This is a genomic window from Nostoc sp. PCC 9305 (genome assembly GCF_963920915.1).
Lineage (GTDB): Bacteria > Cyanobacteriota > Cyanobacteriia > Cyanobacteriales > Nostocaceae > Nostoc.
The window spans coordinates 1-25213 of the sequence record NZ_CAWUDN010000031.1 but is presented as its reverse complement, the minus strand read 5'-3'; the positions used below and the strand labels follow the sequence as shown (position 1 = coordinate 25213).

Sequence of the window (25213 nt, the reverse complement as noted above, 5' to 3'; positions counted from 1 at the left end):
AAGTTATGGTTGCGAGTCCAGACGGAAAGTATATGACTCCACAGGAATACTTAAAATGGGAAGAACACCAAGAGATTAAATACGAATATATCAATGGTGAAGTCTTCGCTATGACTGGAGGCACTATTCCCCATAATGATATAGCCTTCAACTTGGCTTCGGCATTAAAAAGCCACCTTCGAGGGGGTGCGTGTCGTGTCAATATAGCAGATGCAAAAGTAGGTGTATCAGAGAAAGGGTCTTTTCACTACCCGGATGTTGTGGTGAGTTGTCATCCAAGAGATAAACAAGCTATTAAATTTATTCAGTATCCTTGTTTAATTATTGAGGTTCTTTCCCCTAGTACAGAAGCTTACGATAGAGGTCGTAAATTTATTCAGTATCGGCGGATTCAGACTTTACAAGAATATGTCCTCGTTGATGCTGAAAAAATCAGTTTAGATTGCTTTCGTATAAATGACAAAGGGATTTGGGAATTACATCCTTATGAAGAAGGGGATGAGGTTAATTTAACTAGCGTTGATTTCCGCTTTCCGATTTCTTTGGTTTATGAGGATGTTCAGTTTCCAATATAAGTTTTGGAGAAACGAACCGCAGAGGCGCAGAGGGCACGGAGAGAATAAAAGATGTGAAATTGAGATTATCGCTAACTAATTAGAAGATATTATTATATGAGTATTAAAACTGAAGCAACTATTGAAGATTTGTACCATTTACCTGACAATTGTAAAGCAGAGATTGTCAATGGGAAATTGGTGCTGATGTCTCCAACTGGATTTTTACCAGGACGTGCAGGTGGTGAAATTTATGCAAGTCTACGGGATTATGAACGTCTGACAAAAAGTGGTTACGCTTTGCCTGATAATGTCGGTTTTATTGTCAATCTCCCTAATCGCCGTTCTTTAAGTCCTGATGCTGCGTTTTATACTGGCAAACCTACAGGCGGGAAGTTTCTTAATGGTGCGCCTATATTTGCTGCTGAGGTAAGAAGCGAAAATGATTACGGTGATAAGGCTGAGGAAGAAATGGCTAGTAAACGCCGTGATTATTTTGCGGCTGGTACATTGGTAGTTTGGGATGTGGATGTACTGAAAGAGGAAGTTATTAGAGTATATCGTGCTAGTAATCCTGGAGAACCGCAAGTTTATCGCCGTGATGAAGTGGCTGAAGCTGAACCCGCAGTGCCAGGATGGACTATGTTAGTGGATAATTTGTTTGTTTAGCGATCGCCCACATACTAGTATAAAATAATGCGTTAATAATTACTATCACTTCCAACTTTCGGTTAAAATAGCAACAATGTAGATATTAAAACAATGGCTGCAAACAGAATCAGGGTTGCTAAAGATAAGGCTGAGTTAGTGAAATCTCTAGTCGCATCAAAAGACACAACTGGGCCTTTTCAAACTTATGTAGAAGTCATGGTGTTTGCAGCAGCATTGGGCGTTAAAAATAAAAAGCGTGTTCCTTTAGACATAATTTCTAAAGATTTATCCCCACTGCGACAAGATTATTTTACTAGCAGCTTTACTCTATTAATTAATTTGTTAGCTATCACCGAAACAGAAAATATTAAGGTTATAAGTGATGATAATGTAGCTGATGAGCAACGCATTCACATTTTTGAAGAGTATGCTAATGCTGGTTTAGAGATTATACAAAATGAACTGCGTGGAGCAGTAGACTATTCAGAGCGACTTTTATTGATTCTTAGTTATGAAAGAACGAATGCAGAGCAGCAAGATGAGGAATTTGATCTAACCAAATTCCTATCTTGATTTTTAAATAATAGTTAAAAGCAATAACTTTACATCCACCCCAGTGTACTTTTTACTGTTTTGACTGCATTTGTTACTGCACTAACAGTAGCAGATATTCTATATGGCTTGTCTGGATTTTTAGGTTGGGCATCTATTCTAATTACGTTATCCTTCCAAAGTTGGTTTTCTCTTGACCAATCTAGCTGTGCGAGTTGTGAAATTTTTTCTTCATTAAAATAATTGTTTTCTGCATCATATATATAGTGCAATAAACGCCCTAAAACTTCCAGCCCTACACTTATACCTAGAATACAATCTTCTTTAAATGTGCCTACTTCATCTTGTGTTAGTTCTTCAACAGTCGTATCAGAAATATATTCAGTATTACTGCATTCGGAGAAAAATTTATTAAGACAAATAACCAAAGCATCAGATGCTTGATAAACATCATAATCTCGAAGCTGATTACTTGGATCGTTAGTAAAAACGCAACTTACAAACCTAGCTATGTAATTAATTGTGTAGATTAACTTATCTTTAGTAGCAGGACTCAATTTAATTTTCTCTGTCTTACCCTCAAACATTGGCACTCGTTTTATTAACTCTTTAGTAATGCCAACTCGACCAGAGAACTCACCAAATGATAATAATAATGATTTATCTAGTTGTTTTGTTTGAGCCATGTCTCTGAAATCTGCCTGACACTGTTGAAAGTCACCCTCTAAAACTAGAGTGATCCCAAAATCATCATCGCTGATTAAGTTGCTTTCACCACTTTCTATTAATTGGTGAATTGCATGTTTACGATGTTGTCCATCAGTTATATCTAACTTGACTCCACGAGGAATTACAACCAGACAAATGCCCCTCCCCAATTCAAGAATTGTTATGTCTTTTGGGGCTACATTAGCAGTCAGCGTTCCTACAATCCAAGGTTTTTCTTTTCGGGAACGCTCAACAATATATTTTTTAATTTCATCAGCATGACCTTTAACCACTGGGCGATTTTTACCAGAATCAGGATCATTCCCAGTGGATGGTTTAGCTTGGAGAAGACCAGAAAAGTCACTCGCAGGTACATTAATTTGCAGCATTGTCCGCTTTCCCTGCTGAAAAATCAGCCCCGGATAGCAGCGATCGCGATGATATTGTGAGAAGAATGGCTCAATAAAGGAGCTAAACTGAGCTTTTGTCTGAGGAGAAATGCTATTATTGTCGTCCTCAATCGGTTGAGCCATATAAATACCTAATATAAATTAGTAGATGTTAGCAAACATGATATGCAACCCTTATGGACTGTAGCATCGGTAAAAACCACACTGCAAAATCCCTACTTAACTTTGCTAGTTGAGAATATGTGGAAGTCCTACGGCTTTCGGTTCAACAAACTCGCCATCAAAACCTATAGTTTTATTTTCAACAGTTCTAGCATCCGCTAAAGCCTTACGAAGTTCAGCACGTTCCATCTGTTCCTGAATTCCACCCAGAATATAAACCAATAACTTCGCCGCTAAATCTCGTCCAGCAACCTGCACTCGCTTTTTATTTGGGTCATACAAAATCCCATACCAGAGAGATTGGGGATATTCCATACCACTAAAACCACCTTGCTGGTCAAACTTCCGCAGTTTCTTAAAAATATCTGCTAGGGAAAAACCTTTTTTAAAAACCAAAATTCCTAAAGCTTGCGCTAATGCAACTTGAGCAACTGGGCGAAAAAGCATATTTCCTTCACCTCCATCTTTCTCAAAGCTGAAGCGCCGTAAAGCTGGTGTATCCTCGTGTTCTAAAATTTTATAACTAGAAAGACTAGCCAAAGAATCAAATAGCTTTTTAAATTCCTCAATTCCCTGCTCAATTTCTTCATCCTCTGGACGCATGGGAATTAAACCTTTCTCCAAGGGTTTCCAGTGAGGAAACTTTTGAGCCAAATATCGCTCAGACATATCTTGGAGAGCTTGCAAAGTGGTCAAAACTGTAGAATTGGAAGCGACTGTTGCACTATTCCAATTAACACGAGGATTACGCTCTTGTCGTTGTTCTAATAGTGGATGTGTAACTGCAATTTTTCTAGCAACGATCGCAAAACCATCATCTTCATTCAACTGTGTTAGTTGCCCTTTAGTCAAGGGTGCAGCCATCAGGTTGACATGAACAAAAATCGATCTCACTCTCCGCCTCGCCTCGGTGCGAGTTTCCCCAGCCGCTACCGCACAGATGAACTCAATACCAATTTTTTCCTTGGGTAAATTTTGCAAGTAAGCAAGGTCTACTTGGTATTTTTCTATCAAATCATTGACTGTAATAAAACTGTCATCAGCACCTTTATCTTTTTTATAGCGCTGGAGTTTGCGAGTTTTAATTAACTCCATCAACCCCTGTACACCCATTAATCGGTGTTGACCATCTAGTGCATAAATAGTTACATCATCTTCAGAAATACTTAGTAGACCTACTTTAGCGTCTTTATCTAAGGGTATAAAATCAGTAGTAGACTTTGTGGCGCGTCCTTCGCTATCCCACTCAGCAGCTTTAGGATTATCCACCCACGGTTGATTAATTACTACTAGCACTGGCGGAAACTTGTGATTTTGTCGAGCCGCTAAATACTGTACTAGCGGCGCTTGACGTGACCAATCAAGGGGACGCTGCTGAATTTCATCAATACTATCCGCGTCAATCTCGACATTATCAGTCTCTGGATTATACTTTTTTTGAAACAAAGGTAAGCCAGAGGCGAAGTGAACCCGACCTGCAAACCATTCCAAGGTAACAGAACTAACATAAGCCTCCGTACCACCCATCTCGGTTTTTTGAACGAGAATCTGATCTTTTCTCCCTAAAAACTTCTCCAGGAGTAAAGCTAGTACCTGTTTTTCCTTGTTTTCTCGTTCCAGGTACTCTCTAGCGATGTCAGCCGTTGGGTCAGATGCACTATCTTTCATGTTAAATTTTAAAAACAGAATAGGATTATGTCGTTTAATTATCCAAAAATTTGGATATTAGTAGTAAAGTTTTTAAAAACTTTTCTTAAACCCACGGAGATGGGTTTTGTCTATCTAGACGTGAATTCTATTCGCCCAGATATTACGCCAGTGTTTCCAGAGAGAAGGAGAAATGACTACAGCACAACAAGCAGAAAATAAAGGTCAGCAAACACGTACTGTAGCAGAGTTAGTGGATTACATCCAAGCTCTCAACATTGAAATTCAAGAATTGTATTGTATTGGGTACTCGCAAAGCAGAAAGCGTCAAACGTGCTGCCACAATGAAAAAGCATCAAATTGATAGAGTACGCGATCGCCTGAGTCCTAATGCCAGCCTACCCAACTCCTTAATCTATACCCCTATTGAAGATTGGAGTAATAACGATGTTTGGATATACCTGAATCAGTGGGATAATCCTTGGGGACAAAGTAATAAAGAATTATTTGCTATGTATCGAGGTGCAACAGCCGATAATGAATGTCCACTAGTTGTTGATACTTCTACTCCTAGCTGTGGTGATTCCCGATTTGGCTGTTGGGTTTGCACATTAGTGAATAAGGATAAATCAATGGAGGCGATGATCCAAAATGATGAAGAAAAAGAATGGATGCAGCCATTATTAGATATTCGTAATGAACTAGATATCAAAGATGACCGAGAAAAAAGAGATTTTAGAAGAATTTGGGGAGATGTCCAACTATTTGAACGCAATAAAAACGGGGAAACTTCCATTGAACCAATCCCTGGCCCCTATACCAAATATTGGCGGGAACATTGGCTCAGACGATTATTAGAAGCGCAAACAAAAACCCGTCTTACAGCGCCAGAAAGTATGCGCGACATCACCCTAATTACTCTAGAAGAAATGAGCGAAATCCGCCGCATTTGGCTAGAAGAAAAGCACGAATTTGATGATAGCTTACCCCGGATTTATCAAGAAGTGACAGGCGAAGAATTTCAAGATCCCCGTCCTGGTGCAGACTATAGCCTACTAGGTCGTGATGAATGGATAGTATTAGAAGAAATCTGTGAAGGTGACGCGATGCACTTGGAACTCATGGCGAAATTGTTAGACACAGAACGCCAGTATCGCAAAAAAACTCGTCGTGTGGGGATATACGACACCCTAGAAAAATGTTTTAATACGAGTTCCCGTTCTCCAGAAGATGCGATTAAAAATGCTCGTTTGAAACGTGAATTAAGCGAAGCAGTTAGTCAAGGTGATGTTGCAAAAGTCAAGCAGATGACTTTGGGCGATGTTGCTGCAATCAATGAGGTAGGTGAAAGTGATGAACAGGTAACTTGGGCAAGTATGAAATTTAAAAAGGAAAACTCAGAAGAATAATAGAATACCGGGTGAATACCGGGCGAATGGAATTCGCGGCTACACAGACGAAACCCACCTTCGTGGGTTGAAGAAAAATGAGAGCAAGTTTTACGTAATAATTCAATAAGATTTCCCGGCGATTGGAAATCGCGGCTACACAGACGAAACCCACCTTCGTGGGTTAAAGAGAAATGAGATCAAGTTTTACACAATTGTATGTGCATTATGTTTGGGCGACGTGGGATAGATTGCCTATGATGCCATTGATAATATAGCCAATTACATCAGAAACCAAGCTACCCACCATAGCCAAAAATCAATCATTCCCACCTGGGAACTAACTCCCAAATAAACCAAAAATTATATACGGATTTAGTCCACGAAGGTGGACTTTGCCTGTGTAGCCGCGAATTCCATTCGCCCGGTATTTGATAAACTTTACCTGCGTAACCGCGAATCCCATTCGCCCGGTATTTGATAAACTTTACCTGCGTAACCGCGAATCCCATTCGCCCGGTATTTGATAAACTTTGCTTGCGTAACCGCGAATTCCATTCGCCCATGATCTTACATAAACCCACAATCAGATAAATGATATTTCTTGAACTCGTATTACAAAACTTTGGCCCTTACAGTGGGAAACAGGTAATCAATCTTAACCCAAAAACTGATGAGGAAAACTCGCGTCCAATTATCCTATTAGGTGGCATGAATGGCGGCGGAAAAACCACGCTGATGGATGCCATTCGTCTCGCTCTTTATGGCGCTCGTGCCCAATGTTCTACCCGTGGTAATTTAAGTTATAACGATTTCCTCAATCAATGTGTTAACAACAAAATTGATCCGGTTGCAGACACCCGGATTGAGTTGCTTTTTGAACATATTGAAAACGATAAACCAATAAAATACCGTGTTGTCCGTAGTTGGACAAAAAATCCTAAAGACGGTAAAGATACATTAGGTATTTTAGGCGACAGTGATACATGGCCTGATGCTTTAGTTAATATCTGGGATGAATATATTGAAAATCTTTTGCCATTAGGTATTTCTAACTTATTTCTCTTTGATGGTGAACAAGTTAAAGAACTCGCAGAACAAGAAACACCACCACCAGTTGTAGTAGACGCAATTCGTGGACTTTTAGGTTTAGAGTTAGCAGATCGTTTAGCAGTTGATTTAGATATTTTAGTTAACCGTAAACTTAAAGAAGTTGGTAATAGTAAGGATTTAGCAAATCTAGAGGAAATTGAAACTAGGTTAACCCAACAGCAAGAAGATTATCAAACCACAGAAGAGAAAGTAGAAATTCTCAAAAATCAGGTAGAAGAATTAGAACAAAAGCAGCAAGAAGCCTTTGATAAATTTATTTCTGAAGGTGGGAAGATTGCAGCCGAACGCAATCAACTAGAACTACAACAGCATACAAAAACTGCGGAAATCGAACAAGTACGTCAGTCGATGTGTGAATTAGCAGCTGATGTTTTACCTCTGGCATTAATTCCCAATTTGCTTACTCAGGCGCAAGCACAGGGAGAAAAGGAATTTCGCCATCAACAGGTGCAAATTTCTAAAGATTTGTTAATTGAACGAGATCAGCGTTTACTTGCTTGGCTCAATCAAGTAGAAATTTCTCCGATACAAGTTGAAAAAATCCAATCCTTTTTAATCCAAGATGTAGATAGTCTATACGCAAAGACTTTCCAGACAGAAGCACCTTGGCTATTAGCTGATGATGAAACTTTAAGTCAGCTAGATAATCTGATATATCACTTACAAAATTCTAAACTTTCTGCAAAAGAGAAATTAGCTATTCTCAAAAATAAAGAAGAAGAAATTCATACTCTAGAAAGGCAAGTGCAAACAGCAGCAGCACCAGAAGATTATACAAAGCTGCGTCAAGCACTAGAAGCGGCACAAAATCAAGTTGTTGAAGCTAAAGCAAATTACGAAACAATCCGCCGTCGTTTAGCTGAATTAGAAACTATTATTACTAAGTCAAAAAGAGAATTAAGTGATTATACTGTAGAAAATATTAAGCATAAAAATAGCGAACATATTATTACCTCAGCAGCGAAAGTTCAAAACACAATTAAGATTTTTCGTGAAAAATTAACTCTGCGAAAACTCAATAAATTAGAGGAGGAAGTTAAAAACTGCTTTCTTTATCTTCTCCATAAATCAGATTTAGTGCATCGCATCACTATTGATACTAAGACTTTTAGCGTTTTGCTTTATGATTTAAATGGTAAACCTGTTCCTAAACATCGTTTATCAGCAGGCGAAAAACAACTACTTGCGATCGCATTCCTCTGGGGTTTAGCGAAAGTCTCTGGACATCGCCTACCAGTAGCAATCGATACGCCACTAGGTAGACTAGACTCCTCTCACCGCAGTAACTTAGTTGAACGTTACTTTCCATCCGCCAGCCATCAAGTGATTTTGTTATCTACGGATACTGAGATTGGCAAGAAAGAAGTAGCAACACTGCGAGAAAATGAAGCGATCGCACGCGAATACCTTCTCAAATACGACTCCTCCACCCGCCAAACAACTATACAACAAGGCTACTTTTGGTAATTCGTAATTCGTAATTCGTAATTCGTAATTATTTACCTTTGAGTCGTTTGGTGGAGGCAACTAGAATTTTGCCAATTTCATTTGCCTCTTGGAGAAGTAGTTGAAATTTTTGTCTATCCACTAATTCGGATTCAATTAATATTTCCAACCAATATTGTGTTTCTCTTGCTTCTTTCAAAGCAATTTCTAATTTATTGATAAAATCTCTATTAGATTGGGCAGACTGTGCTTCTCGAACATTTGCACCAATCGAAGTACCGGAACGAAGTAATTGTTTAGAGAGAATTCGATAAACTCCAGGTTTTTCATCTAAAAAGCAACAAGCTTTAACAATTCTTACCGCAAAACTTCTTGTCCGGTCAGTAATGCTACTATTAGTTACCATATTTGTCTTTTAAATCTTAATATCTATGTTTCCCCCATCTAAAATAAAAATTACAGTCTCAGTTTAAATCAATTACGAATTACGAATTACGAATTACGAATTATTATGGAATCCCCAATCGAAAGAATAAAACTCTCCCAAACAGCCAAAGACCAACTTACCAAACTTAAGCGCAGCACCAAAATCGACCAATGGAATATCTTATGCCGTTGGGCATTTTGTCGTTCCCTCGCAGAATCAACCACACCCTCCCCTGTCCCAATTCCCCAAGATAGCAACGTCGAAATGACTTGGCGCGTCTTTGGCGGCGAAATGTCCGATATGCTCCTTCTCGCCCTCAAGCAACGCTGTCACAACGATGGCTATCCCACCGATAAAGAAACCCTCGCCACCCAATTCCGCTTACATTTACATCGCGGTATTGGCTACTTAGCAGGCGATCCAAATATCAAGAAAATTGAAGATTTAATTGAACTGGCTGTTAAACCTTGAAAGAATATTAGCTGCTAACTGTCTTAATTACGAATTACGAATTACGAATTACGAATTAGTATTATGCCTGAAGCGCTAGAAATTGAGCGTCATAGAGCTGCGATCGCTCGCCCCGACATCTCTCGCCCTGTACGATTGGCTATAGAAGGGTCAATCCTCAATCAAGACACCACTTTTTTTGACTACGGTTGCGGCTACGGTGGTGATGTCCAGCGAGTAAAAAACTTAGGTTACACCAGCGCAGGCTGGGATCCTTACTACTACCCTGATGTCCCACACACTCCCGCCGATGTAGTTAACCTGGGTTATGTCCTCAACGTTATTGAAGACTCAGAGGAACGCCGTCAAAGCCTGATCAAAGCTTGGGAACTCACCGGAAAAGTTTTAATTGTCGCGGCTCAAATCCTGATTAACGCTCCCAGCAAAACCCAACTTGCTTACAATGATGGCATTGTGACGCGCCGCAATACTTTTCAGAAATATTACGAACAACAAGAACTCAAAACTTATATTGATGAAGTCCTAAATGTTGATGCAGTACCGATCGCACTAGGCGTTTATTTTGTTTTTCGAGATGAAGCTGAAAAAGAAAGTTACAAAGCTATCCGCTTCTTTTCTGCGACTTCTACACCGCGAGTCCGCATTCCCGTTAAGCGGTTTGAAGACTATCAAGAACAGCTGCAACCACTCATGGCTTTCTTTACCAAGCGCGGTAGACTACCTGTGAAAGGCGAATTGGAAAATGAACAGGAATTACTGAGCGAATTTGGTAACTTCCGCCGCGCCTTTGGTGTAGTTTTGCAAGCTACTGATGAGGCTGAATGGGATGCGATCGCTTATCGTCGTTCTCTAGATATCCAAGTTTATCTTGCCCTGACTCACTTTGATAAACGTCCTGCATGGCAAAAGTTAGCGCCAGAAATGCGTCACGATATCAAAGCCTTTTTTAGTAGCTATGAGGAAGCTTGTCAAGTAGCTGACCAAAAGCTTTTCAGCTTAGGTAAATCTGGGGTGATTCAAACTGCGTGCGAAAAAAGTAAAATTGGTAAACATACACGCGGTGCGCTTTACGTCCATGTTTCGGCACTTGCAGCCCTTGACCCCGTACTACGAATTTGTGAAGGTTGCGCTAGTCGTACCATTGGGCGTGTCGATGAAGCTACATTAATCAAATATCACACCGATAAGCCGCAAATATCCTATCTGTCTTACCCCGAATTCGATACCGATCCCCATCCAGCGTTAAAAGCCAGCATCGGTATTGATTTAAAAACCCTATTCGTCACTCACCGAGATTATGAAACTAGGGCAAATCCGCCGATTTTGCACCGTAAGGAAACATTTGTTACCAGCAACTACCCACGCTACGAAGAATTTGCTAAACTCACCCAACAAGAACAGGAATTAGGATTGCTCAAGGACAAAAGCGACATCGGCACTCGTGAAGGTTGGAAAAAATGCCTTGCTGCCCACAGAGTCGAAATCAGAGGGCATCAGGTTTATTCGATTAAGGAAAATTAAGGAATAATCACAATGTTAGAGCATTGCTGATATGTATCTTAAATAAAGAAAATCTTAGCAGGTTTGTGTGCTTACACGAAATTAGACAGCAGTTATGGCAAGATAACTGCAATTCAACTAAATAACAAGGAATCTTCAAGATTGTGCAAGTAAATAAATCGCTGCTACGAATTTTTGGCAGCCAGAAGATGGGAGCTTTGTTATTTCTTGGCTTCTCATCAGGGTTGCCGTTATATTTAACCAGTCAGACATTACAAGCCTGGTTGACCAAAGAAGGGATTAGCTTGGCAGCGATCGCCGCTTTTAGTTTAGTAAAGCTGCCCTATTCTTTAAAATTTCTCTGGTCGCCTTTACTAGATAGATTTGTACCGCCTTTTTTGGGGCGACGTAGAGGTTGGCTGGTAATTACACAAGTAGCATTACTGTTAAGTATAGCTGTAATGGCTCTACAACACCCATCCCAAGGGCTACAACCTTTAATAATTGCTGCTGTAGCCGTTGCCTTTTTTAGCGCCAGCCAAGACATTTTAGTTGATGCTTACCGCACTGATGTCGTGGAAGTAGAAGAAAGAGGTGCTGGAGCATCTATTTACTTATTGGGTTATCGCATTGCCATTCTAGTAACCGGTTATGTAACCCTATTTTTGGCAGATAGGATGCCTTGGCAAGCTGTTTACTTATTGATGTCGCTGTTGATGCTCGTGGGACTGGTAAGTTCTATTTTTGCACCAGAACCAGTCCTGCGCGATCGCCCGCCTCAGACTTTATCCGCCGCCGTCAAATTACCCTTCATTGAATTTTTCCAGCGTCATGGGTGGCTACAAGGACTTTTAGTCTTGGTATTCATTGCGATCTACAAATTGGGGGATTCTTTGCTAAAGAATGTATCTACCCCATTTTTGTTAGATAAAGGTTTACATTTCACTCAAACCGACATCGCATTTCCTGGTGCGCTGGGAATTTTCGCCACCATTATTGGCACCTTGGCAGCAGGAGCAATAATGACCAAAATTGGTGTTAATCGATCGCTGTGGATATTCGCCATCTTGCAAGCTGTCGGCAACTTGGCTTTCTTTGCGTTGGCAGTAGTCGGTAAAAACTTCTATCTAATGTTAGCTGCCGTTAATATAGAACAATTCTGTGCTGGTTTAGAAACTGCTGCTTTTGTAGCATTTTTGATGAGTCTTTGTAACCAAAGCTTTTCAGCTACACAGTACGCCTTACTTTCGAGTTTGCAGGCTTTTAGTAGAGATATTCTCACGGCTCCAGCAGGTACATGGGCACAAACTACAGGCTGGTCTACATTCTTTCTAATTACAGCAATAGCTGCTTTGCCGGGATTATTATTATTGCCATTCTTTGCCCCTTGGAATCCAAAGCCAGTGGTAGTATTATCCAGACCAGGACTTGACGACGAAGAAGAGGATATATGGGGAATCAAGTAGTTATTGCTGTCGGCACATTTATTCTCTTACTGACTGGTTTATTACTTGGCTATGTTCTCTCGCAGTTAGTTCTGGGATTTCTAGCATTTAACCTCCTAACTTTTTTTGGAACACTCAGCCTAATTTTAATTTTTGGTACACTTTATTACGTTTTATTTTGGCAATTGCGAAGAGAACAATCCCGACCATCAACTCCATCAACCATAAATCAAGGGATACCAACCCAGGTAGAAGAGGGTTCATCTGATAGCTATCTCAAAAACAGGCTAATCGCTAAATTATCTGGTGACACTGCCGCAGCCGAACGGTTAATTGAACAGGCAAAGGAAACTTATCCTGGGATGCCGGAGAACTGGTATTGCGAAAGAGTACTTGATGACTTGGAGAGCGATCGCCAGCGGGAGTAGGGGTGTGGGGAGTGGGAAGCAGGGGAGCAGGGGAGCAGAGAAGAATAATTAATCCCCAATCCCCAATTCCCATGCACAGAAAATTGCTAAAATAAATCAAGAATACTTCACAAATCTTTAGCTAGGTTCTCATAAAAGTTCCTAGCTTCTTGCAATTAAAATATGGCTATTTTTCGTCAATACATCGCTCCACTGCTTGTAGTACTGGTATTTGTTTTTGCCCTAGTGGCAGTCAGCGCCCGGATCTTTTTACCGTCCGATATGGCAGCACCCGCACCAATTGAACAGGTAGAGGTAACTTCTCAACCTACTTCAATTGATTTACCCCCAGCAGCACATAACTTAGCTAGCTAAGTCAATAAATATCAGCAGTGTCTGAGCAACTATTACCTGGATATATTATTCGCCGTGGCTCCCTTTTGGAGCGATCGCTGTTGCTTAAATTCATGCAGCGAACTTACCAGGATATTTTTCCAAATGAGGATTTTTCCCACCTAGAGCAAACAGTTAAGCAATACTTTTCTAGCGATACGCCCTTATGGTGGGTAGGGGAGGAGGGGGAGCAGGGGAGCAGGGGAGCAGGGGAGCAGGGGAGCAATAAAGAATCTCTCTCCTCTGCCCCTCTGCCTCTCTGCCCCTCTGCCCCCCATCCTCCTATCGCCTGCCTCTGGGTGGGTAATGCAATAGATCAAGTACATGGGAACCGTCATGCTCACATCTTTATCCTCTACGTTGTACCAGAACATCGGCGACGGGGTATTGGTACAGCCTTGATGCAATATGTGGAAAATTGGGCTATTCAAAGAGGCGATCGCCAAATTGGCCTGCAAGTTTTTCAATCAAACAAACCTGCATTGAATCTTTATAATCAGTTAGGTTATCAAACCCAATCCCTATGGATGGTAAAATTCCTGAGTGCAGAAAAATAAACTCAAGAATAGCGATAATCTACTGTTGCATCTGAGTTATGGAGGTTCTCGTTTGGATAAAACTCAACGAGGAAGAAAGGAAAATGTATAAGAACCCAACTAATATATATAAAGCTTTAACTTATTGGCGCGGGGGATTATGTGTTAATCCCTTTTCGGGATTGAAATCAAATTATGTATGACGAAGACGATCTAAGCCTACTCGATATTGAGGAGGAGCTAGAAAGCCCCTTAGATAAAATAGAGCCGCTAACTGCCGAATCAGTTGTGGCCAAGCCCGATCCAGAAGTGATGCTAGCCTTGCTGGAAAATCCTCAGGCCCAGCAAAGAATGTTAGCGGCACGCGCTTTTTGTGATATAGAAGATGCCCGTGCTACCCCCCATCTGATTCGCCTGTTAACTGATACCTGTCCCTTAGTGCGGGTAAGTGCAGCTTATGGCATCGGACGCAATCCCAGTTTAGAAGCAGTGAGTCCGTTAATTGCTCAACTAAACAGTGATTGGAATGGCTATGTGCGTAAAGGTGTAGTTTGGGCTTTAGGAAACTGTCGCGATCGCCGTTCTTTAGCACCTTTAGCAAACGCCCTCAAAACCGACATTTCCGCAGTGCGTTTGTGGGCTGCTAGTGCCTTAGCACAGATGGCAGAAGTAGGTTATGAAGCAGTTATAGGAGCAACACCACCATTAATTGAAGCCTTAGTCCAAGATCCCGTAGCAGCGGTGCGAAGTAACAGTGCTTGGGCAATTGGTCAACTGTGCCGCGAATTGCCTTCTAATGTAGTTTATGCCACAGCGATCGATGCCCTAATTCAAGCCTTTGCCGAAGACCAAGATTTGGGAGTCCGGGAAGACGCCAAAGCCTCACTGTTAGGAGTGGGCGATCCCCGTGGCTTACAGCTAATTGAAACCTTGGAACAAGAAGGGTGGTTTTGATTGGGCAAAACAGTTCTGAGTGCTGAGTTAGGAGTTAGGAGTTAGGAGTTAAGAGTTAAGAGTTAGGAGTTAGGAGTAGCCTTTTCAAGGTGACAAATGAACATATGTTGTTTCAGCGCTACATCTTGAATTCTCCGCTCAGATTTTGGGCTTTCTGAAAGTTGAAATAACCAATCTTCGTTCCAAATTTCACCACCTTGAAAGGGCTAGAGTTAGGAGTTTTCTTTTGTCCCCTGCTCCCCTGCTCCCCTGCTCCCCTGCTCCCCTGCCTCCTGCCCTTACTGTGCTTCAGCTACAGGTTTGACCAAATTTAAGTCATAAGGGCGTTCAGTATCATCCTCACCTAAATATTCACCATTTTGAATTTCCAGAATAATTAGCGGAATATGTCCAGGATTTTCTACTTTATGTAGTGTTGCTGCGGGGACATAAGTTGATTCGTTTCGATTCAGTAATATTTCCGCATCGCCACAAGTCACCTTTGCCACACCGGAAACTACAACCCAATGTTCATTGCGATGATAATGAATTTGTGGTTTAATTCCATGCCTGGGCTTGATTTCCACACGACTAATTCTATAGGTTTCTCCCTCTTCGATTACCTCTACCTCACCCCAATATCGTGTACCTGAATGTGGAGACAATTCGTTGATACTTGACTGAGTATTATTTTCATTGGGAGTCATAATTTATTTCTCAACCAGATAAGTATTAGTATTTATCAGTAATTTACCGTAAACGAGATAAACCTGTGTAGGGAGATGCAGTCACAACGTCTTTATTGATGACAACTGCTCTAACTTTACTTTAGGCAACAGATCCTATCCGTAAATTTCTAAATGTTTGAATGCGTGAATTGGTTAACCACCCGTATACTGAATCCGATAAATCCGATTATTAGCTTCTTCTGTTAGTAGTAAACTGCCATCTGGCAACACGAGTAAACCTACAGGCCGTCCCCAAGTGCTGGGTACAGAAGGATTTAACAAAAATCCTGTGAGAAAATCTTCGTAGTAGCCAAGCGATCGCCCTTTAGCATCGAAGGGAACAAATACAATTTTATAACCAGTGCCGCGATCGCGATTCCAAGAACCACGAAAAGCGGCAAAAGCACCGTTCTGGTATTTTTTCGGAAATGTTTTACCATCATAAAACTGCAAACCCAATGCTGCGGAGTGTGCCTGGAACAGTACGTCTGGTGTTTGAGTACGGGCTACTAAATCAGGACGTTTACTTTTATCATCCGTCTTTTGGCGTGGATCGAGGTTGTTTGGTGTTAGATAAGCATAGGGCCAGCCGTAAAATGCCCCCTGTTTAACGCGTGTTAGATAGTCTGGAACCAAATCATCGCCAATTCCATCCCGTTCGTTGACAGTGGTATAAAGTTCCTTAGTTATAGGATGAAAGTCTAAACCAACAGGGTTACGCAAGCCGGAAGCGAAAGTTTGCTGCTGGGAACCATCTAAATTCATCACCTGTATCGAAGCCCGTGGTAGGGGTTCCTCATCTACATTGGTTCCCGATCCAACTGAAATATATAATTTATTGCGATCGGGCGAGACAACGACATTACGCGTCCAATGGTTGTTATAACCTTGAGCTGGCAAATCGGCAATTTTTTCTCCCTTACCTGTAATCTTGTTTTGATCTTGAGTATAGGGAAAACGCACCACAGCATCTGTATTTCCCAGAAAAAAGGAATTACCTGCAAAAGCCATTCCAAAGGGTCTATTGAGTCCGTTGTCACTACTAGCAAATGTTTCTCGAACGTCAGCTACACCATCAGCATTGCTGTCACGCAACAGACGAATGCGATTTTGCCCGGTTTCAGTCACTAATACATCACCACTGGGAGTTAAAGCTAGCCAGCGTGGGGCATCTAAACCTTCGGCAAAGACGTTTACTGTAAAGCCTGGTGGTACGCGCAGCACCGGATTTTGGGGAATGGGCACAACTTCAGGCCGCTTGGAGGCGCTGTCTGTTGCGAAGGGTGCTGGTAAATTCTTCAGATTGATGCGGATGGGTGTAGGTGAAAGTGCTTCAGTACGGACAATATTTTTTGCCTGTGTAGGATTCTGTGTCAGCTGGGTAGAAGGTACAGATTTTTGAGGTGTAGGATTATCTGAGTTAGCGCGAGTCTGGTTACAGGCTGCTGCCAAAGTCATTAAAAAAACTGGCAGCAAAAAACGCGCAGGAACTTTCATGGTGGTAGACACTATACACAATGTTCCTACTCTAGACTTTAGGCTTAATAATTGTCGCCAGTCAAAAGTTTGATTTTTCTTAGTTAGTCAACCTATTAATAATTCCAAAATAAAGCACTAGTAACTAGATTCTATTCCCAATGCCCAATGCCCAATGCCCAATGACCAATATTTACACATACAAGCATTTGTTAGTGAACAAAAAATTTTCAAATTCTGCTGCTGGTAAGGGACGACTAAATAAAAAACCTTGCATAGAGTTACATTTGTGTTGGCGTAAAAAACCTAGTTCTGCTTCTGTCTCTACACCTTCAGCTACTACATCTAGATTAAGATTATGAGCCATCTGAATTAATGCCTTAGCGATGGCTGACTTTTGCGAATCGTTAGCAACATTATGGATAAAATAACGGTCTATTTTTAATGTATTAATTGGTAAGTTTTTCAGATAAATCAAAGAAGAGTAACCCGTACCAAAATCATCGATCGCAATTTTTACACCCAAAGATTGCAATTTGCTCATAGTAGCGATCGCACTATTTACATCTTGCATAATCATACTTTCAGTGAGTTCTATTTCTAGGTCATGTGGTTCTAGATTATTCACAGATATAAAATTAACTACATTATGAATGAAATCTGGCTGATTAAATTCAATTACTGACAAATTTACAGCAACCATCAGTGAATTAATTCCAGCATTACGCCAGCTTTTAATTTGTTTACATACCCTTTTTAATACCCATTTTCCAATCGGAATAATTAAACCTGTAGACTCTGCTAACGGAATAAATTCTGTTGGATAAATCATTCCTAATTCTGGACTTTGCCAGCGCAATAAACTTTCAGCACCTACTATTTTTCCAGAGGCAATATCGACTATTGGTTGATAATAAATTTCAAATTCTTGAAAATTATGTTGTTTTATAGCTCGGTGTAAGCTAATTTCTAACAACTGCATTTTTGGAGACAAGTTATTAATGACACTCTGAGGAGATAAATACTTTTTTAAAGTAGCGTATTTTTCCAACCTGTTCATGATGGCGCTTAATAACTCAGCTCGAGTGAATGGCTTAGTTATATAGTCATCTGCACCCATATCCATACCTTGACGGAAGTCAGATTTGGCAGATTTGGCAGTGAGAAATATGAAGGGAATTGTTGCTGTTGATGGATCTTGACGTAATGCTGTTAGCACGCCATAACCGTCAATTTCTGGCATCATCATATCACAAAGAATTAAATCAGGAGCTTCGGAGATAGCCAAATGTACCCCGATTCTGCCATTAGCCGCAGCAATAGTTTCAAAGTCCTCAGCTTCTAACAAATCTAAAATGTTTTCACGTACTGCTTCTTCATCTTCTATTATTAAGATTTTGGGCATAAATTACCTCATACGTATATTTTTTTATTTAATGGCAACATCCAGAAATATTTATTACAAATGTCATTGTATTTATAATAAACATTTTACCTTTTTAGATATTTACACACTTTTTAAAAATGCCATTTCTAATACACTAACTAGTATATTAACACCATTTATAGTGTGATAAAATGATTAAAGAAGATACATTATACATGCTTGGAAAATCCCAATTCTGCAAATTTTTAACTTCAAATGCAGTTTGTCTATCCCTCATAAGAAGATTAAACTTAAAAATGCCATCAGAGGAGAAATATTTAATCGCATTTGAAAACAAGTTAGTCAAAATGTGTGCCAGCAGTTTTTCATCAATGCAGCAGGTTACAAATTTATATTGACTGGTGAAAAAAATCAAGCGCCGATAGCCCAGATTCATCTGTATTTGTTCTGGCGATTGTTGGCTATGTTCAACTAAATTGAAGGATGTTGCTCTACACTCTAATTTTCCTACTTCTAATTGGCCGATAATCAACACATCATTCAACATTTCAGTCATGATTATGTGATATTTGGGCGTATTGGTCTGCATTATCCTATTAGACTTATGGTACAAGTCCAAATCTTCCTCATAAACTTCAATGAAGTGAGTGTATTTGCCTGTCGTAGCTTTACGTACTATAGCGCGTGCTAGTAACCATTGGGACTTGAGTAATTGTCTCTCAATGAAAATCTGATGTTCTACCTCAAAGGAAACAATACTAGCATTACCTCTAGTTGTCTCTGTTTTTTGTGCCAGTGCTTGACAGATACAGATACTTTCAGGAGTAATATTACCGACAATATTACTTTGCTTACTTACAACTAGAAGTAGTTCCAACTGCTGCTGGCACAACCGTGATAGCACTGAGGCTACTTCCGAAAATTCTGACATGTTCAATGTCATGACTAAGGTATGCATAACTTCAAAAGTATTGGCTGTTTTAAAGCTAGTTTCAGAAGCTACAAACAGTACCATATCATGCTTGGTGAAGTACCCTACTACCTGCGAAGATGAAAAGACAAGATACTTTTACGCCGTGCTACATCAGTGCGTAAGCGTAGCCCGTTGTAGAAATAGCATCTACTCTAATAGTGATGTTTTTAACACAACCATCAGGAGCAAACAGTCAATTCTTAACTCTAAGCTTTGTAGCCTGATGAGCTGAGGTAAAGCTTGCATAGATTTTCACGATAGCTATCATCAAATAATAGTTATCTAAAGCTGCTTATCTAAGTATTTTCCAATATTTTGACGCTAAACAAGTAGTAATATTTGGGATACAAACACTACAAAAAGTGTGTTAAGAATTACAAACTAGCTTATATCCAGCTAGTTGGGTATTGAGCACTGGGCAAAACAGTTCCGAGTGCTGTTAGCGGAAGCGGGGCGTTTAGCCCGTGTTGAGTTAGGAGTTTTCTTTTGTCCCCTTGTCCCCCCTGCTCCCCGCCTCTGACTCTTCACAAAGGACGCAACTGCACCCGCCGTTCGCCATAACGTAATAGCCTTTCTATAGTTACGAGTCGATTTTCCCAAACTTTGACTTGATAGGAATTCGACTTAATTTCTTGGCTCATCAATACCCGGAATTGAGACTGGAACCGAGTTAGAGAGGCTCTCGCAACGACTAACTTATTAGCAGAAGGTGAAGCGGCAAGCTGATTTAAAGCACTGCGTAAAACTTCTGCCTGGTTGTTAAAATCTGAAAGTTTCTGAGATGACCTTTGTCGTTGGTCATTTTGGAAAACAAATTTCCATTCCCGTTGTAGCGCGGTGTAACGGATGGCGGCAGTTTGAAAAGGCTGGCGGTGAGGAATCGGTTCACTTGTTGTGGATTGAATCCTACCTTGGGTGCTACTAAAGATTTTTTGGAGATCGTTGCTAAAATTTTCTGCGGCAAATAGTGCATAACCACTAACTGGCAAGTCCCTTACCAACTGGAGTTGATCGAATGCCCCAATTGTTGGCAAAGAAAGTAAGCGAATTCCCGGCACCAACAAGGTAGCTCCTAATTGTTTAGAGGCAATCCAAGGTTGGGCCAGTCGTTGAAACCGAGAAGTATCGAGAGCATAAGTCATGGGAACAATTAAATCTACATCTCCCCGTCTTGCCCAAGTTTCCCAATTTTGTTGAATTTTCTGAATCCGTTCTTGTTCTGGCAAAGGAAATACTGCAACCGACAAAATCAAATTTGGTTGCTTTTGTCGCAACTGCTGTGATACTTGAGCGACAAAGCTATCAACTTGCTCGGTGCGAAATTTTGTCCATTTTTGCCACAAGTCTGCTTGGCTAGGAGAAATATTCACTGGATCTACACCAGTAAGTTGCTGAAATTGCGCTCTTGCAGCTTTCCCATAGCCATAAGTTCGACCTGCTGATGGATCTTGGAAAGGGTAGCGAATGTAGTCTAGCTGTAGACCATCCACCTTATATTTAGTGACAATTTCCTCATACAGCTTGAGCAAGTATTGCCGCACTTCGGGGTTGGCTGGATCGAAGAATGGCTTGCTTTGACCAACGGGAATCATGTTGCCCAGGTTATCGTAGTTTGCCCAATCGGGATGAGCCGCCAGTACTGGCCCTGGATAATTAGGATTAAGGTTGAGAATTTCATTATGGCGTTGATTGCCAGCAGCAAAAGTCCAAACCCAAGCGTGTAATTCCATATCTCGCTCATGGGCTAATTTCACCGCTTCTTCCAGTGGGTTCCACCCACGAATTAATGGGTTTTGCTCTTTTGCGACTTGGCTAGGATAAATTGGATAGCCAGCGTTAACAGTTTCAAAAAAGACAGTATTAATCCCGGCTTGGGCGAGGCGATCGAAAATCTGTGCCAGTCCCGCCTTACTACCAGCGCGAACAATCGTTCCCCTATCTAGCCAAACTGCGCGAATTTCTGGTTGAGCTAGTTTCCGATCGACAGGAAATTGCTGCCACAAAGTCGTTTTAGCCACCAGCCATTGCTGACGAGCCAAAGCATAGTTTTTTTGAGCAATCAATTGGGGTAAATTTTTGGCAATTAGCCTTGCTTGTGCTAATGCTTGGTCTTTACTTATGGCTAGCGCCCCCAGTTTGGTTGAGGCCAATTGTGTTGGCTGTTCTTTGACAGACTGGGGAGTATTCAAATGCCTAGAAAACTGTTTCCCCTCACCCTCAGATATTGTTTCGCCAACATTAGCTGCATCAGCTAACACCGCTAAATGAGCGCTTTCCACTCGACCAATCAGATTTTCTAACTCTTGCTGGAGAGCGATCGCTTGGTTGTTATCAATCGGCTCATTGGAGTTGGGTGCAACATCCAAACGTACTGCTTGTTCTAATTGGTCAATAGCCTCCTGAGAACTTGGGGGTTTGACCATAGGCAGCGATCTAGGTATGGGAGCAGTAGCAGTTTTAGGAGGAGATGAGAGAGATGAAGCGCCCCCCTGCCCCTCCGCCCCTCTGCTCCCCTGCACTGAGGGCGCAGCCGCCACAGTCGTAGAGCAGCTTTGGGAACCTCCTGGTATTTTTTTGGTGCGATTTGATGGCGCTAGTGCGGTCAAATAGTGATTGATAGTAGTTTTTAACCAGGCATTATCCAACTCGGCTGCGGAGGCTGTATCTGTTCCCCAACGCCAGCCCAAAAAGGTAGAACGCTCAGTTGTCACGACTGCGGCCGGATTATCTTTAGAATTCCAAACAGCAGGAGATTCAGCGCCCATATCATTAGGAATCACAACGCCGCCGCGCACTTTACCAAAGAGTCCAGTTTGGTTTGTCCATTCTGGGATCTTGGTTTTTGCAGCTTGAATCTGTTCTGTGTCACTAAGGCTGAATCCCCAATAACCTCCCAAGAGCGATCGCAATAATTGCCGTACTCCTGGGGATGACAGACTACCGACAGGCCCACTAGCAATCAAACGCCCTCCCTTACTCATCCAGTCTTCTAGCGCGATCGCTTGAGTTGGTGTTAATGTCTCAACATTTGGCAAAAATAATACCCGGCGATCGCCCCAATCTGCCCCACTCTTGACATCATTTAGGGAAATTACACAATATTTCACCCCTATTGTCTGTAAGCGATCGCTTATCCCTCTCCATTGATTTGCATTTTCTTGCCCATACACTACGCTCAATATGGGTTCTTCAGTCGCCGCCGTTACTGGCAAAATACTCAAAAAACTTAAAACTACAATTTCACAACTTAAAATAAATAATTTTCTAGCTTTTTTAATTTTTAAACTTATATCTTTTTGGCTTTCCTGATACTTCACCAGTGACTCCTCACTTGATTATTAATTAATTTAGTTATTAGTCAGAATTCATTAGTACACAATATAGGACTCTAGCTTTATTCTAGTAAGTTTACTGATATTCTCACTTGAATTAAGTAAACCTAATCTTTGGCTTTCCAAAAATCAAGTAGATTTCTATAAGCTTTTCGTAGAAGTACTTAGTGAATGACTTTCATCAATCTAGCCTATCAAAAGCAGTAAAAAATGCCAAGATGGATACTCAAATTGCCCAGGCGATTCTATAGAAATTGTTAGCTATTACATTGTGAATTTCATTCCATTGGTGACTAGCTTTTTAGAAAATTTTGTGTTTACCAATTTCCATAGGCTTTTGGGCAATTGCAGAGAGTTTTCACTTAAACCTAAAATAAAAAATGCCACTCTTATTCTAATTATCTGTTTTTCGGGGTTTTTGTAAGTTAAAAAAGTAATACTAGTGCATCTTAAAGCCCTCACCCTAAATCCCTCTCCCAAGCTTGGAAGAGGGACTTTGAAATTGGCTCGGCTTCCTTTCTCCCAAAATTGTGAGAAGGGGTTGGCGGATGAAGGCAAATTTTGTATTTGTGCAATAAGTTTAATTAGTATTCTTGACGAGCGCCAGAATTAAACTAACAAACAATAATTTCTCATTAGTTTGTCTAGAAACTTCTAGATAGGGAGAAGATAATAATTTAAACAGTGGCAATTACAACCACCAAAATGTAAAAGTCAATCCAGTTCAGATAAACCGAAACTCCTGATGTAGAGACGCAATTTATCGAGTCTAGAAAGACCAATTATCTACATCAATAACCCTTAAATCAATCGTATTGATGTAAAAGTAAGTAAAATTTTTATTTATATTTAATTAAAGTTTATCAATTTTGATTTAACATCCAAATGTTTGAATACAAAAAAATTAGTTTGAGTTGGAAGGCTTGAAGTTATACCAATTCAAAAAATGTTTACGACAGATAAATCCACCCCTAAATCCTTTTCTTGACAAGAATACGGGTTGGGGGTGATATTTTGATATATACTTCATCTACCGGGGAACCGCTATAGACTAAAGAGCTAACAAAAACAGCTTAAATAATACAGGTGTTGATTAAATCTTCAACTCCTCCTACTGGTAAAATTTTTGTCTCCAATTTACAGGCTAATTCTTCAATACTCATATCATCTAAAAATACTAATTCACCATGTTTGAGCATTACATTTGGTAGTAAAATTCCGTCTCCCAAATCTTGCCCTTGTAAGTTCAACAGCAAATCATGACCTGTTAGTAATCCCGTGACAGTGATACTTTGTCCCCAATAATCACTACATAAAGCACGCATATTTACTTTTAATCCTTCAACAGAATTTAACCGTTTCAAGATAGGTTTAAAGGCGTTTTCTACTGCGTTGCCGACTACCCAAGTTAATTTTCTCTGAGGATAAACTTTTGGCGGTAGTAATTCTGTTGCCGCGGCTGCAAATTGCTTGATAAACAACTGAATTGAACCAACACCATTATCAATTTGGGGATACTCTTCATATTCAGATTCGCTCGGTAATTCCTCACCTGCAATCAAAAACCACTCATCAGCTAACCAAGCGACGTTAGAGGAAAACTTTTGGCGAAATTGTTGCGAGAGTATTCGCACTTGAGAAATCACTTCTTTCGCTTTTTCTCTGGTTACGGGTATGAGTTCGTCTTCTGGAGGCCGAAATCTTGTCAATCCGACTGGCACAACTGCCACTGATGCCACCGTAGGCACTTCACCAGTATGAAAGGATGCTAAGTCTTTTAAGGTTTGCTCCAGGTGTTCGCCATCATTTATACCAGGACAAACAACTACTTGAGCATGAATTTGTAGCCGTCTTTCTTGAAACCACTTGAGTTGCTGCAAGATTTGTCCCGCACGGGGATTTTTCAGTAGTCTAATTCTAACTTCCGGCTCCGTGGCATGAACAGAAACATACAACGGAGACAAGCGCATTTGTTCAATTCGCTGCCATTCTCTTTCTGGCAAATTGGTCAGGGTAAGATAAGAGCCGTACAAAAAGCTTAGGCGGTAATCGTCGTCTTTAAAGTACAAACTGGTGCGCTTACCTGGTGGCTGTTGGTCGATAAAGCAAAAAGGACAGCGGTTATTGCACTGAATTAAGCCATCAAATAGGGCAGTTTCAAATTCTAGCCCCAAGTCTTGATCGTAATCTTTTTCGATTTCTAGGCTATGAGTTTTACCAGTAGCGTCTAAAACTTCTAATTCCAAGACTTCATCAGCACACAAAAACTGATAATCAATTAAGTCACGGGGACGTGTACCATTGATTGCAACGATCGCATCCCCAGCTTCAAAACCAATCTCTGCGGCTATTGAGTCTGGAAGAACCTTGGTAATTCGGGCAGGATGAATGGTAGTCATGGTGCATTGGGCATTGGGCATTGGGCATTATAGCGTTTCTCCGTTGAGTCTAATACAGACCTAACCCCAACCTTCTTTCCTACTAGCGCTAGGGAGTAAAATTCAAAGCCTCTCTCCTACAAGGCTACGGTGTACACACATCTTTGTATAAAACCAAAATCGTTGAAGATCCCCC

At 40.8% G+C, this 25213-nt stretch carries 21 protein-coding genes and 1 pseudogene; 13 read left to right on the top strand and 9 right to left on the bottom strand.

Translation table 11 applies throughout. The features are described from left to right. Window positions 1-5 precede the first annotated feature (5 nt). The 3 genes from ACM0OX_RS13895 (at window position 6) to ACM0OX_RS13885 (ending at window position 1778) form a co-directional block, all read left to right on the top strand. Window positions 6-575, top strand: coding sequence for a Uma2 family endonuclease (locus ACM0OX_RS13895; RefSeq protein ID WP_414515500.1), 570 nt, complete (start codon window positions 6-8; stop codon window positions 573-575). A gap of 96 nt (window positions 576-671) precedes the next feature. Next, complete coding sequence (locus ACM0OX_RS13890) at window positions 672-1223, top strand: Uma2 family endonuclease (protein ID WP_414515499.1); 552 nt, start codon at window positions 672-674, stop codon at window positions 1221-1223. A 93-nt stretch (window positions 1224-1316) separates the two neighbouring features. Continuing rightward, a complete protein-coding gene (locus ACM0OX_RS13885) occupies window positions 1317-1778 on the top strand; it encodes a DNA phosphorothioation-associated protein 4 (RefSeq protein ID WP_414515497.1) in 462 nt (153 codons plus the stop codon). A gap of 29 nt (window positions 1779-1807) precedes the next feature. Here ACM0OX_RS13885 and ACM0OX_RS13880 read toward each other — a convergent pair whose 3' ends face one another. Further along, window positions 1808-2998, bottom strand: a complete 1191-nt coding sequence (locus tag ACM0OX_RS13880) for a DNA sulfur modification protein DndB (protein ID WP_414515496.1) — start codon at window positions 2996-2998, stop codon at window positions 1808-1810. Window positions 2999-3103: 105 nt separating this feature from the next. Beyond that, entirely contained in the window at window positions 3104-4705 is a 1602-nt protein-coding gene (locus ACM0OX_RS13875; RefSeq protein WP_414515495.1) for a DGQHR domain-containing protein, read from the bottom strand. A gap of 172 nt (window positions 4706-4877) precedes the next feature. On the opposite strand from ACM0OX_RS13875, the gene ACM0OX_RS13870 reads away from it, so the two are divergent. The 3 genes and pseudogenes from ACM0OX_RS13870 (at window position 4878) to dndD (ending at window position 8652) form a co-directional block, all read left to right on the top strand. Continuing rightward, window positions 4878-5048, top strand: a complete 171-nt coding sequence (locus ACM0OX_RS13870) for a hypothetical protein (protein WP_414515538.1) — start codon at window positions 4878-4880, stop codon at window positions 5046-5048. Continuing rightward, window positions 4981-6093 (top strand): annotated as a pseudogene (gene dndC, locus ACM0OX_RS13865) (DNA phosphorothioation system sulfurtransferase DndC); the annotation flags it as partial. The gene ACM0OX_RS13870 and the pseudogene dndC, both read left to right, overlap by 68 nt. 573 nt (window positions 6094-6666) lie before the next feature. After that, on the top strand, window positions 6667-8652 hold the full coding sequence (dndD, locus tag ACM0OX_RS13860; RefSeq protein WP_414515493.1) for a DNA sulfur modification protein DndD: 1986 nt from the start codon (window positions 6667-6669) through the stop codon (window positions 8650-8652). 28 nt (window positions 8653-8680) lie between these two features. Here dndD and ACM0OX_RS13855 read toward each other — a convergent pair whose 3' ends face one another. After that, window positions 8681-9037: a four helix bundle protein gene (locus ACM0OX_RS13855; RefSeq protein ID WP_334778430.1), complete on the bottom strand. Its 357-nt coding sequence runs from the start codon at window positions 9035-9037 to the stop codon at window positions 8681-8683. Between the two features lie 105 nt (window positions 9038-9142). Here ACM0OX_RS13855 and dndE point away from each other — a divergent pair, with 105 nt between their 5' ends. The 7 genes from dndE to ACM0OX_RS13820 all read left to right on the top strand — a co-directional run bounded on the left by dndE (window position 9143) and on the right by ACM0OX_RS13820 (window position 14764). Continuing rightward, the gene (gene dndE / locus ACM0OX_RS13850; RefSeq protein ID WP_414515492.1) at window positions 9143-9529 is read left to right on the top strand and encodes a DNA sulfur modification protein DndE; all 387 of its coding nucleotides are present in this window, start codon (window positions 9143-9145) and stop codon (window positions 9527-9529) included. Window positions 9530-9592: 63 nt separating this feature from the next. After that, a complete protein-coding gene (locus tag ACM0OX_RS13845) occupies window positions 9593-11050 on the top strand; it encodes a DNA phosphorothioation-associated putative methyltransferase (protein ID WP_414515490.1) in 1458 nt (485 codons plus the stop codon). 143 nt (window positions 11051-11193) lie between these two features. Next, complete coding sequence (locus ACM0OX_RS13840) at window positions 11194-12495, top strand: AmpG family muropeptide MFS transporter (RefSeq protein WP_414515488.1); 1302 nt, start codon at window positions 11194-11196, stop codon at window positions 12493-12495. After that, the gene (locus ACM0OX_RS13835) at window positions 12480-12902 is read left to right on the top strand and encodes an ABC transporter permease (protein ID WP_094353027.1); all 423 of its coding nucleotides are present in this window, start codon (window positions 12480-12482) and stop codon (window positions 12900-12902) included. The genes ACM0OX_RS13840 and ACM0OX_RS13835 overlap by 16 nt, the downstream gene beginning before the upstream one ends. 162 nt (window positions 12903-13064) lie before the next feature. Continuing rightward, window positions 13065-13256: a hypothetical protein gene (locus ACM0OX_RS13830; RefSeq protein ID WP_414515487.1), complete on the top strand. Its 192-nt coding sequence runs from the start codon at window positions 13065-13067 to the stop codon at window positions 13254-13256. Window positions 13257-13273: 17 nt separating this feature from the next. Continuing rightward, window positions 13274-13831, top strand: a complete 558-nt coding sequence (locus ACM0OX_RS13825; protein ID WP_414515485.1) for a GNAT family N-acetyltransferase — start codon at window positions 13274-13276, stop codon at window positions 13829-13831. 174 nt (window positions 13832-14005) lie between these two features. Further along, on the top strand, window positions 14006-14764 hold the full coding sequence (locus ACM0OX_RS13820) for a HEAT repeat domain-containing protein (RefSeq protein WP_414515483.1): 759 nt from the start codon (window positions 14006-14008) through the stop codon (window positions 14762-14764). Window positions 14765-15042: 278 nt separating this feature from the next. Here the strand turns inward: ACM0OX_RS13820 and ACM0OX_RS13815 are convergent, their stop codons facing one another. The 6 genes from ACM0OX_RS13815 to ACM0OX_RS13790 all read right to left on the bottom strand — a co-directional run bounded on the left by ACM0OX_RS13815 (window position 15043) and on the right by ACM0OX_RS13790 (window position 25038). Next, window positions 15043-15450: a phosphomannose isomerase type II C-terminal cupin domain gene (locus tag ACM0OX_RS13815; protein ID WP_414515482.1), complete on the bottom strand. Its 408-nt coding sequence runs from the start codon at window positions 15448-15450 to the stop codon at window positions 15043-15045. Between the two features lie 174 nt (window positions 15451-15624). Further along, the gene (locus ACM0OX_RS13810; RefSeq protein WP_414515480.1) at window positions 15625-16968 is read right to left on the bottom strand and encodes a PQQ-dependent sugar dehydrogenase; all 1344 of its coding nucleotides are present in this window, start codon (window positions 16966-16968) and stop codon (window positions 15625-15627) included. Window positions 16969-17140: 172 nt separating this feature from the next. Further along, window positions 17141-18352, bottom strand: coding sequence for an EAL domain-containing protein (locus ACM0OX_RS13805; protein ID WP_414515479.1), 1212 nt, complete (start codon window positions 18350-18352; stop codon window positions 17141-17143). 148 nt (window positions 18353-18500) lie between these two features. Next, window positions 18501-19349, bottom strand: a complete 849-nt coding sequence (locus ACM0OX_RS13800; RefSeq protein WP_414515477.1) for a hypothetical protein — start codon at window positions 19347-19349, stop codon at window positions 18501-18503. Between the two features lie 482 nt (window positions 19350-19831). Then, window positions 19832-22624, bottom strand: a complete 2793-nt coding sequence (locus ACM0OX_RS13795; RefSeq protein ID WP_414515476.1) for a family 10 glycosylhydrolase — start codon at window positions 22622-22624, stop codon at window positions 19832-19834. A gap of 1088 nt (window positions 22625-23712) precedes the next feature. Continuing rightward, window positions 23713-25038, bottom strand: coding sequence for a TIGR03279 family radical SAM protein (locus tag ACM0OX_RS13790; RefSeq protein ID WP_414515475.1), 1326 nt, complete (start codon window positions 25036-25038; stop codon window positions 23713-23715). Window positions 25039-25213 lie beyond the last annotated feature (175 nt).